A 12,342-nucleotide genomic window follows, 5' to 3' on the forward strand; every position below is an offset into this window, starting at 1 on the left:
AGGGGGGGGGGGGGAGACCATGATTTTTTTAAAAGCATGCAATATTACAGGCTGAAATGTCTGGTGCCACTGACATTTTCAGTCACGGTTGACCGGGATTGCACGAAGCGGGGCCAAGGTCAAAGCCCATAAGTACACCTTATTTAAAAGGAGAGAAGAAGTTGAGCACAAGGCACAAAAAGATAAGCCGGATAGCTTGTTTAAGCTATATCCAACTCTTGGCGAAGCCTACTGGCTTAAAATACCATTTGATGACTTCTGGGAAATGAAGGAAGAACAACAAGCAGAAATGTTTTTAGCTGATTGGTGTGGCCAGGTGGGGGAGAGTAACATCTTCCCATTCATTTAATTCACCAAAACCCTGAAAGCTCACTGTTATGGAATAATAAGTTTTACTACATCTCGGTTAACCAATGGGATATTAGAAGGCATTAACATAAAGATCCAGCTGGCAAAAAGAAGAGCGAGGGGATACCGGAATATCAATAATTTTATCACTATGATCTATTTATTAGCAGGTAAACCCGACCTTAAGCACCCACACAATTCCGCATAGAGCCATTCGTTTTCTACCTGGAAACCTAAGCAAACCCATGGCTGTGAAAACAGAATTAACTTATACTTTACAGAAGTTCCCGTAAAAGTAAGACTAACGGTTCCACAGCCACATAAAAGCAATAAAGAACCATTGTTCAAATAAATATGCACACTTCAAAAAAATCGCAAATATGTAGAAGTTGGAACCGGAAGTCTCACAAGGGCTTATGCGTTCATAAGCCTTTCCCAATTTAAACTAATGCAAACTAAAAGGTGCACAAAGCACACTCACTTAATTTACCCTTCGTTTGACATGCCAAAAATCAGAAAAACCAGAGGGTGCCGTAAAATATATTCTTACTTTTTGTGACAGTTAATTGGAATTATTTACACGTAAAAAACATGATCTCGATATATATTATTCCGAATTACGATTTAAAAAGGAATAATATTCTAAATATCTCAGATACGCTTCCTATATCCCAGCTTTATAAGAATCAAATATATGAAAATAAATTAAATACAAGTAACACATATCCTTCGCCACAGTATGCGCTGAAATAACGCTCAGGTCCCCCATTCATCGAGCAGGTACATAGGGAAATGAGCTACACTATTTTTCAACCTGATTCCAATCTTTAATGCACTGAAGGATCAAAGAACCGAATGATGCAAAAAGCAGTAGCCTTTGGCTACTGCTTGAAGAGGATGTAAAGAAAACAGTCTGACTGGAGCGCTATGTGCTTTTGCCTTGAGTTAAAAAGGTCATGGGCATGTATCGGTTCAGCTGGGAGACTGGAAGAATAAACACACTGGGGGAACCAGCTCGATAGTGTTGAGGGAATTGCTGTACAAACAATTTTATTTTCTTCCTACAAACCTAAACATACCCATGACAACTACTGAATGAACAAACAATACTGATTTAATCTTAGATTGTCAAAGTGTTAAGTGAGACTAACGGTTCCTGTACTTTACAACATTAGCATAAAAAATAAACGATTTCTCAATAACTATACACCAATGAAAGAACAATGTATTGCTAAAGTTGGAACCGAAAGCCTCACAAGACTGATTGGATTCATTAGACCTCCTATAGTATTTGGCTGACAGAGATATGAGACACAAACGGACACACAAGAAAGATTGTACCTCATTCCCTTTCAGATAAATCAAAACAAAGAAGAATCACAATAGGGTGCCATGTAACTAATTGTTTTTTGTGACAGCAAATTGAAATCTGTTACTCAGGCAAATTCTTCTTAAAAGCCTTTTTAATTCGGATTTGTGCTATAAATCCAAATGTTGTTCTTTTTAACAGGTTGAATAGTTTCCAGTTGGTGTTCTCTTTGCTTTATAAATATAAATCACTATAATATGAGTGACATTGACCTTCCCTCATAATGCGCTTTAACAGGACATTTTTTAAACTTTTCCCAATAGGCAGATGCTATTCGGGCTCAGAAAACCCAATAGCGTACGCCGAAACAGTAAGCTCCTTGTACAGGGCGCAAACGGCAGCGTAGTAAAAAGTAAGAGGGGGAACCCGAAAGTCTCCACGTGGAAGGTTATGTGGTTTATCGGCTTGATTATTAGATTTTTTTAAAAAAAGACATAAAAGATTAGCCAAACTCCAAGATTTCCCGGATAAGCTCTTACATAAGTCAAATAATACCGCCCATGATGAACAACAAAAGCTTAGCAAGTATAGCTGCTATAGTGTCTATGTCTACCGTTGTAACATACTTTGGGAGTGAATCATTGTTTATATTTTTGCATGGCTACGGTCTTGACCATTGGTTGTACAGACTCTCAGGTCTGTTAGTCTTATTTTCTGTTTTGGCATTACTGTTTGGACGGCTGCTTCACAGCCTCTTTTGTACTTTTTCGCTTTTATTCTATTTTCCAATAGCCTTTTATGGGGTTAATTCAGTTGTTTTAGCTCCCCAGGCGAATGAGCCAATAACTTGGGTTGAGTATTCTGCTGTAGCTGTATTTTATCCGCTTTTATTAGCGCTTTTACCAGGGTACACATTGTTCTTGCTGTATACAGAGTATTCTAATGCTATGCCAGATAAAACAGACAAGCATTTATTGCTTTTACTAGTTGTAAGCATTTGTTTTAGCGCTATCGCTTCGTTCTTATTAGCCTCTTTATTTCAAATCATGCCTAGATCTGCTTTCTCAGGGTTCTTTTCTCATGGTTACACGGAATATAGCAGACTATTCATTCAATCGTTACTATTTCCTTTTCTTTCAATTGTCATTTTCCCAATTATTATGAATTTTTCAAAGCGGTTTTCAAAGTATTAGTGTAACAGCCCCCAAAGCGTACCGGAATATGGAGCCGCTGCTTACGATGCACCAAATACTGCAACACCAACAGCCACGCTACTTCCAGCGCTCGCGGCATTATGGGCTGCATGCAGGGCTAACCCATAAACGCCCGGAGGGCCGTTGACCCAGCATTGTGCAGCAGGAAGGAGCAACGGTGCGCACCATCATCCAGATACTGTGAATGCCTGCCTGAAAGTGCCGGGCAGTAAAATAGGGCCTTCGGACTTTGAGCGGTGCGCTAAGTTTGACAGGGGAGAGAAAAAAGTATATTTTACAAGCACTTTGTTCGGGAGGAAGGCAAGCGCGTTTCCCCTAAGGCAACCGGACAGCGAGGCAGGCTGGCTTAGTCCAACGGCTCGTCGCCAAAGGCTATGGCCGTCGTCGACTGAAATGTCTGCGCGGGCTGGCTCGGATGCCTGGCGCTCGGGATGTGGGGCGCAGACATTGCTTTGAGTTAGCAGTAGTCAAATTGTTGATAACGAGTTGATTAGCCAAAAGTGACAAACTCTCATTGACTCTTTGAATAAAACTTATATTTGCATTTGATAGCCGTACACTCTTTGCATTAGAAAAGCATAAGGAATATGAGTAACAAAGATCTTTTTTTAGAAGGGTATATAGATAAAATCTCATCAAGTTTTCAGGTAGATAGAGATACTGCTTTTGAAATATTTTCAATTGCAGCTGTATTGGATAGGTCATTTCAAGATGTTTACGATGACACTATCATCAAGGGAAGTAAAGACGGTGGGATTGACGGTGTATACTTTCAAGAGCAAGGTGATTACTACATTATGCATGTTTTCCAATGTAAGAACTCGAATTCCTTAAAGCCAAATCAAATTGATAAGTTTAGAAATGATTTTAACGATATTTTCATTCATGGAAATCAGGTGGGGAAACCAAATGTAGAAGATCTTATCCCTAAGATCAATGAGTATAAGCAACTATCTACTTCAGGATATATAATTGATCCAAGACTATATTTTCTGTATAGTGGAGAAAATGATAACTCTAATTATGCTGGAAATACTCAAGCGTTCAATGCTTACCACAATGTAGATAATGGCTTTGAAATTTGGGATTCGAATAGTATTTACAGTAAGATAAGTGCGTTAATAAAAGCGCAAAATAGAAGAAATGATATTAGATTTGTATTCACACCTGAAAACTCTAATGTTGCGTTGAGGGATAATCAGGCATTATATAGTTATTCTATTCAAAATGTTAGGGCGACAAATTTTCGCATTAGTGCTCTACAACTCTGCGAATTAGTTGAAGAAGAACTAAATTCTAATTCTACATATGACTTTTTATTTTCCGAAAATATTAGGGGGTACTTAGGGATGCGAGCCAGAGCAAATAAAAAAATGTCCCAAACAATTGACGATGCTAACGATGCGATTTATTTCCCTTTCCTGAACAATGGAATAACAATTATTTGCGAAAAGCTAAGTTTACCTAATGGTCCTCAAGATGGAGAATACATAATTCCAACAACTAATCCAGTCATAGTAAATGGACTACAAACGACTAGAGTGATTTATTCTAAATTTAAAGAATCGCCAGCCAAAGTTAGGGATATATTTTTAAACATTAGATTATACGAAACAGATGATCCGACTCTTATTGATAAAATTACAGATGCAACGAATACTCAGACACCGATAAATTTTAGGGATAAAGTTAGTAACAAAGATTTTAACTCTTGGACAAAAGAGTTGTTTGAATTAAATGACATTGCTTATATTACTAAAAGAGGAGAGACCTTCTCGAATAAGTTGAGTAAAGACGGTAAGGAATCAATAAATAGTGATACAGTAATTAAGTATTGGTATGCTACATTTTACGAAAAGCCAGAAATTGCAAAAAACAGTATATCAACAGTATTGGAGACAGTTTTTGATGCTACTAATTCTAATAATCCTTTAAATAAATTGTTCGATGGAAGCGAGGAGTCTCCTTTATATTCACAGTTATTAATTGCTTATAAAATATATAAAAAAGTGCAGGAAAAAAAGAAAGTTAAAAGGAATGAAAATCAATTTGTCCTGTACGCAGATGAACTACTATCATATGGAACTTATAAAAACCTGGAATCAAATTTAACTAAAGTTGATTCAAGTTCAGAATTAGATAGAGCCTATGAGGATGCCTATTCAATTGTGGAAAAAATCGTAAAGGAAGACATAGAGGCACATAATAGAGTAAACAAGACTTTTTCATTTCCAGGATATTTTAAAAGACCTAAATCAAAGGTAGACTATAATAATAAATCCAATATTATAGAAGAGGAGGACTTGGTTGCTGACCTATTAGAGAAAAAATGATGCTGCTAATATTAAAGGCTGAAATGTCTGGTGCCACTGACATTTTTAGCCCCGGTTGACCGGGATTGAACGAAGCGGGGGCAGGGGTGCACGGCGCATCTTCCGGAAGTGTGGGGGCAGTATATGGAAGCAAAACCTGCGGATGAACTCCGTTCCGGGCAGGTCCATCTCCTTTTTGCGTGCGCCATCGGCATAATCCTGGTAGGCAAAGCGTACCGTGTCTTGGCCGATATCCAGGATGGACTTCTTAACTGGGGACTTGTGAAGTTATTTTGAGGCTTAGCAACCATAAAGGATGTCACATTCCCAAATGATTTACATTGTCAATCATGGAAAAAGGCCTACATTTACGCATAACCCAAATGAAAACATGAATTTTATGGTTCGATTATTTAGAAAGCTCTTCTTGGATACTCTTAAGCGTTCAATAATACTCTTTAATTTAGTATTCAAGAAATCATCTTCTATTCTGATTTTTAACCGCTCTAAATTCATTAACGAAAGAGGCGTCATAGAAAAAGGAGTGCAATACACATTTATGCATATGAAAGCTATTTCAAAGGCAGCACTCGTAGCCCTGCTATTATTTCTAATTGTAAAGCCTAATTTTGGACAAAAACAGTTAGGTGAGATTATAACGGGAAATTCAGAATATGGCCTCCTTGGCTCGGATGTAAGTATATCTGACCAAGGGACAGTTGTAATTGGTATACCATTTGACGATTTTTATGATTCTAACGCAGGACTGGTCTATGTATACAATTTAGAAACTGAGGAGTTCGATACCCTAATGGCAACTAGTTTCATTGGAGGCCTACTAGGTGGGCAAGGAGGTCTAGGTCATAAAGTTTGTATTTCTGATGATGGACTAGTGGTTGCAGCAAGTGCACCTTATTATGATGAGGACGACCTGTATGATATTGGTTTAGTTGTAATTTGGGAAAACATAAATGGTGTTTGGCAGCAAAGAGGGGATGCATTTATCGGGAGCGGTTCAAATATTAGGTTTGGAGAGGCAATAGACCTATCCTCTGATGGCTCAGTGTTGATTGTTGGATCACCAAGAAGTGAAATAGGAGGTGATGTGAAGGTATTTGATTGGGACGGTAGTTCGTGGAACCTGAGAGGACAAGCAATTTTAGGGGGGGCAGGAGATCAGTTAGGTACCACAGTGGCCATTTCTTCTGACGGCGGTACCATAGCATGTGGTGCCCCAGGATATGGAACACCTTCAGCTCCTGGTATCATAAGGGTCTACGATTGGACTTCTGGTAATTGGCAACAGAGAGGGAACCAAATAAGTGGAAATTCGGGCTATAGAGTAGCGGGGAGGGTTTTGGCAATGTCTGGAGATGGCAATACTATTGGAATTAATTTAGGGAATGAGGATTTAGTACGAATATATTCATGGGGCTCATCAACTTGGCAGCAGGTTGCGGAAGTGGCAGACACTTGCTGTGTCTATTTTGGTCAGGAGATTTCTTTTTCGTATGATGGAGCCAAAGTCGCTATAGGAGACCCATTTGTTGATATATATGAAAACATCTATGGAAAAGTTAATATTTACAGCTGGGATGGCAACAACTATGTAGCTGAAAAATATTCACTGTCTGGTGAAGTTATAGGAGATAAATTTGGATACTCTGTAGATTTATCTACTTCAGGCGATACGATTGCCATTGGTTCTCCGTTTTACGATGTACGGAGGAATAAGGGGGCAGTAGCGATATTTGATATTGGAGCCTTACAAAAAGAGCAAATATCAGTTTATAATGAAAGTAACAGGTTTCTAGTGAATTCGGATGGAGAACCTTCTGTCTCTAGAGGTACTTATTTCGACTATTCAACAGACAATTCTAACCATGCTTTTAAAATAATTAATACGGATTCTGTAGCTGCTTATATTGATACAATAATTGTTACCAATGGAGGCTTTATTATAAATGGTAGCACCAATTATCATCTTCTGCCTGGAGAGTCCGAACTATTTGATCTTTTTTTAGTTGATCCATCCTCCTATAGTTGCGGAGATACTTTAAAAGGTAATGTTAAGGTGTTATATAACAACTATTTTGGCGAACAAAGAATATATTCCATCCCAATTGGTGCAATTTTTGATTCCTCTCCTCCTGTTGCCCTCTGCAAAAATGCCAGAATATATATACCTGCGGGAGCCAATGATGTCAACATAGATGAAAGTTTAATTAATAATGGGTCGTTTGATGAATGCGGAGATATATCAATAAGCTTATCCACGACAACACTGTCTTCTCAGAGCATTGGCTGTCATGAACTGATAATGAATGTTTTTGATGAATCAGGGCTCCAAGATAGTTGTTCAGCTGTAGTAGAACTTATTGATTCCTTGACTACTCCACACACTACTGGGCTTATATCAGATACAGTAAAAACCATCTGCATGGGGGATAGTATCTCAATATCGTTGGTCAATGATCTTCGTAAAGCATTAATGTTGGATGGTAAAACAGACCTTGTTACAGCAATTTATAGATTCAACGGAAACACATTAAATGCCCAAGGGAAGTATCACTTGAGTTCCAAGCAGGCAGCAGCGTTTTCCGCTGACAGATTTGGCTATGAGAATAAAGCCCTATATTTGAGTGGGGCAAAAGATACTCATTTTGAGCTTTTAGAGCCCATTCTCTTTAACGAAGAAAAAAGGAATGAATACTCATACTCTTTTTGGTTTAGCACCTTAGATAGCCTCTCTGCTGGAAGGATTTTAGGCGGTGCCCCGAGAGGTCCTCACTATGATCTTTCCACTATGTACTATTCAAATAGTGGCATTAGCTTACTCAGAGGAGATGAAATTTTTGGATTCTCAGATCAATTATTTTTTTCTTTACCTAATAATGTAGTTTCTATAGAGCCCTCTAGTATTGACAACTCTGTGTGGAACCACGTTACTGCTGTAAAAAAGAATGACTCCTTAAGTATCTTTCTAAACGGTCAATTAGCAAGCTCGATCGAGTTGGACTTATCTCCATATACAAGTTGTAATTGGTTCACAGGAGCCAATGACTATGATTACTACGACGTTAATGGATGTCACAGTCCCGATGACTTTTTCTTTAATCGAGTAGGAGCTTCTGAAAGTACATCATACTCTGAAAATAGAGAATTAAGAAACGAGTTCTTATTTGATGGTAAACTAGACGACCTAATTATTTGGAATAAGGCTATAGATCCAAGCGATGTAAGTCTTCTATACAGCAATAGTATAAGAATAAATTGGTCTACAGGTGACACATCTTCATTAATAAAAATTACGCCCTCAACTTCCACTACTTATTACGTGACAGTTACAGATGGAGTTTATGTCTTATCAGATAGTATTGAGGTTAATGTGACAGATTTATTTCAAGCTGGTTCAATATATGAATCAGGAGAAACCCTCTGCTACGAGGGCTTTCCATCAGAAATCGGCAGTACGTCCGTTGCTAGTGGCGGTGACGGTAATATCAACTACACCTGGCGATCTTCGGTCGATAACTTTACATCAAATATCGCCGGCGCTACTGGCGCAACCTATACTCCTCCAGCAGGTATTACGCAATCTGTTACATATCGTCGTTATGCCAATGATCAGCTGTGCAATACTGAACCTATTGCGTCTACCGGTGAGTGGGTACTAACGGTACTACCGGAGTTTAACCCAGGCGAGATCAATAACACTGGTGAGACCATCTGTTACGAGGGCTTTCCATCAGGAATCGGCAGTACGTCCGTTGCTAGTGGTGGTGACGGTAATATCAACTACACCTGGCGATCTTCTGCAGATAACTTTACATCAAATATCGCCGGCGCTACTGGCGCAACCTATACTCCTCCAGCAGGTATTACGCAATCTGTTACATATCGTCGTTATGCCAATGATCAGATGTGCAGTACTGAACCTATTGCGTCTTCCGGTGAGTGGGTACTAACGGTACTACCGGAGTTTAGCCCAGGCGAGATCAATAACACTGGTGAGACCATCTGCTACGAAGGCTTTCCATCAGAAATCGGCAGTACGTCCGTTGCCAGTGGCGGTGACGGTAATATCAACTACACCTGGCGATCTTCGGCAGATAACTTTACATCCAATATCGCTGGCGCTACTGGCGCAACCTACATACCGATGGCAGATAACCCACAGACAATCACATATCGCCGTTACGCTTACGAAGGCACATGCAGCACTACTCCCTTAGTATCGTCCGGAAAGTGGATGTTGACCAAACTGCCTGAGTTTAGTTCAGGCAAGATTGATAGTGCTGGAGATACCTTATGCTATGGCGGTACACCTAAAACTATAGGGAGTCTATCGGCAGCTACGGGGGGAGATGGGAATATTAGTTATCAATGGGTTGCTACATCAGAAGAATTTACTTTTTCTACAAGTGGTGGGGATGTTGGTGCTACATATACGCCCTCAGAAGGAGATTTTACGGAAACTACCATTTTTCGAAGATATGCGTATGATGGCACATGTAATACCTCTCCTGCTTTGTCAGAAGGAGAATGGGTACTAATGGTCTTGGATAATAATCCAAGTCAAATTAGTGAATTATGCCAGGATGTTAGCTTTCAAATTTTTCAAGACCAATCTGTCATTTTAGATCCATTGGACCTTATAAGTGATGAACTTCAAGCGGTATTTTGTACGGAATGGGAAGTGACGGCTTCTCTCAATATACTAGACTGTAGTAAAGTAGGTCAAAATGAGGTGCAGGTATCTTTGTTTACACCTATTGATACGTTCAACTGTATCTCTACAGTCTATGTAGAAGACAGTTCTGCTCCAACTTTGGCCTGTAATGATACAGTAGTTAACATTACAGATGGAACACATCTACGTTTGAGCCTCGACCTACTCCAAGCTTCCCTAACCGACAATTGTACCCTAACCGATACCATTATCCTCCCCGGAAAGCTCTCTTGCACCGATATCGGCGATAATGAAGTCGTTATCCTGGCTGAAGATGCGAGTGGCAATATCGGTATGTGCACCGCCACCGTTACGGTCATTAATGAAGAGGTGCCGGTGGCACAGTGCCGCGACCGGGAGGTGAGCCTGAATCAGGAGGGCATGGCGAGCCTGACCGCTCTGGATTTAGATGATGGCTCTTATAGTAACTGCGGTACATTGAGCTATACGGCAAGTCAGCTGTCGTTCAGCTGCGAGGACGGTTCTGCTCAGACCGTTGCGTTGTATGTAGAAGGGGAAAATGGCAAAGCTGATACCTGTACAAGCAACGTTACGCTGAAAGATGTCTACGCGCCCAATGCCCAATGTGCCGACATCACGGTCTACCTGGGAGCAAACGGACAGGTTGCGATCCCTCCGGCCTCCCTGGATGGCGGCAGCGAGGATAATTGCGATATTACCGATTGGGACTCGACTTTCCCGATGGCAGACTGCGATGAGGTAGGGACCCACTTTGCGCTATTGCTGGTTTCAGACGCAGCAGGCAATACGGGTGTTTGCATTTCAGAAATAACGGTAGCGGATACGCTGGGATCCTTGCTCACTGCGGCGATAACCGATACAACGGTAGTCCTTAATGCCAATTGTGAAGCCGTTGTACCGGATCTCACCGGTGCAGTAATGGTTTCCGGTGGCTGTAGTGCGGATATTGGGAGCCTGTCTATTGGGCAATTCCCAGCAGCGGGCACGGCTATTCCGGAAGACACAACCGTGGTCTCTTTATTCATTGAGGGCAGTACCGCTGACAGCCTGGAAATTACGTTGTCGGTTGCGCCAGATACGATTGCGCCGGAACTTTCCATCTACACCCCCTGGGGCAGCCTGCTGGAACAGGACACCCTGCGGGTTTCCACTTTAGACACCTCCTGCGCAACGGTCACTACCTTTGAGCTTGTGCCTTCCGATAACTGCCCATCGGCAGACACTTTTGCTATTACTGCCATACTTACAGACAGCCTCTCAGACGCCTCCCCGGATTTCGGGGTCGTTTACGATGCAGATAATGAACAATACCGCTTTGAGCTAAGCGCCGAAGACGGCTGGTATGCTTTCGATTTTAGTGTAACCGATGCTTTTGGGAATGCCGGTACCGCTTCCCTGATCGTTTTGGTGCAAGATAGCATTCCGCCGGTAGCGGTATGTGAAGACGCGGAGGTCAGCGTAACGCCAACTCAAGGCAGCAGTATCAGTTTTGCGGATATTGGTATTGGCTCGACGGACAACTGCGGGCTGATGGACATCGCCTTATCTCAAACCCAGTTTACCTGTGCTGATGCCGGGCCACAGTCTGTCGTGCTCACATTGACCGATCAGTTTGGGAACAGTTCAGCATGTACGGCTACAGTCACGGTCGTCAATGCCTTACAGGGGCTGCCCTGTGACGATGGAGATGACTGCACCATCAATGACCGGTACCTGATTGACTGCGGTTGCGAAGGCGACCTGCTAGACACCAATGATAATGGTATATGCGACCTGGACGAAGGTTGTATCGAGCCTATCGATCTGGCTGCTGAGGTGAATTCGCCCACAAGCGGCACCTTCTCCTGGTCGGCGGTACCCCAGGCGCAGTCCTATCGTCTCCAGTACCGTCCTATAGGTGGTGATGGCGTGAGCATAGATGTCACCGAAAACGAAGTGCCATTAACAGGCTTCCCCCAGGGCTCGACTATCCAATGGCGGGTACGGGCACTGTGTGATGGAGAAAACTCCGCCTTTGTCATTGGCCCCGCATTGAACCTCGCAGTACCCGGAACCACCTGGACAGAACTGAGCGGCGGGGATGAGGAGTACCAAAACTTCAGTACCCCGGCACAAGCGGCATCGGGCAATCCATTCAAGCTTTTCCCCAACCCTGTACAGGACAAAGCTTACCTGGTCTTCGAGCAGCCCTTCTCGGGCGTAGTCACAGTAAGCAGTATCTTGGGACAACAACTTTACCGCATAACGGCCGATAGCCAAAAACAACTGGAACTGGATCTTTCCGATTGGAAATCCAGCCATCAGCTATTGCTGATTACGGTTGCTGATGGGCACAGTGCCCCGGTGACGAAGCGGGTCTTGGTGGCCCGGTAAAAGCACCGACCCACCATTGCTCCTGATGGGTACTTTGGGGGAAAGGAGATGCCTTGCCCCAAGGGCCCTGTC

4 protein-coding genes and 1 pseudogene are annotated in these 12,342 nt (G+C 41.9%); 4 read left to right on the forward strand and 1 reads right to left on the reverse strand.

What is annotated here, in order from left to right:
* Positions 1-88 precede the first annotated feature (88 nt).
* The 3 genes and pseudogenes from IX84_RS34175 to IX84_RS21185 all read left to right on the forward strand — a co-directional run bounded on the left by IX84_RS34175 (position 89) and on the right by IX84_RS21185 (position 5,204).
* A pseudogene (locus IX84_RS34175) lies at positions 89-556 on the forward strand (ISL3 family transposase).
* A gap of 1,661 nt (positions 557-2,217) precedes the next feature.
* Positions 2,218-2,850 carry a hypothetical protein gene (locus IX84_RS21180; protein ID WP_044225501.1) on the forward strand — a complete coding sequence of 211 codons (633 nt, stop codon included), beginning with the start codon at positions 2,218-2,220 and terminating at the stop codon, positions 2,848-2,850.
* Positions 2,851-3,458: 608 nt separating this feature from the next.
* Positions 3,459-5,204: an AIPR family protein gene (locus IX84_RS21185; RefSeq protein WP_044225503.1), complete on the forward strand. Its 1,746-nt coding sequence runs from the start codon at positions 3,459-3,461 to the stop codon at positions 5,202-5,204.
* Between the two features lie 45 nt (positions 5,205-5,249).
* Here IX84_RS21185 and IX84_RS34690 read toward each other — a convergent pair whose 3' ends face one another.
* Positions 5,250-5,444, reverse strand: coding sequence for a transposase (locus IX84_RS34690; RefSeq protein WP_081968875.1), 195 nt, complete (start codon positions 5,442-5,444; stop codon positions 5,250-5,252).
* 3,076 nt (positions 5,445-8,520) lie between these two features.
* Between IX84_RS34690 and IX84_RS21195 the strand changes: the two genes are divergently transcribed.
* Positions 8,521-12,270, forward strand: coding sequence for a fibronectin type III domain-containing protein (locus tag IX84_RS21195; protein WP_152605179.1), 3,750 nt, complete (start codon positions 8,521-8,523; stop codon positions 12,268-12,270).
* The last annotated feature ends 72 nt before the right edge of the window (positions 12,271-12,342 follow it).

The organism is Phaeodactylibacter xiamenensis (assembly GCF_000759025.1).
Lineage (GTDB): Bacteria > Bacteroidota > Bacteroidia > Chitinophagales > Saprospiraceae > Phaeodactylibacter > Phaeodactylibacter xiamenensis.

What these genes read in the sequence shown, in the direction of transcription:
- IX84_RS21180 (WP_044225501.1), top strand. Translation starts at nt 2,218, where the DNA reads ATGATGAACAACAAAAGCTTAGCAAGTATAGCTGCTATAGTGTCTATG.
- IX84_RS21185 (WP_044225503.1), top strand. Translation starts at nt 3,459, where the DNA reads ATGAGTAACAAAGATCTTTTTTTAGAAGGGTATATAGATAAAATCTCA.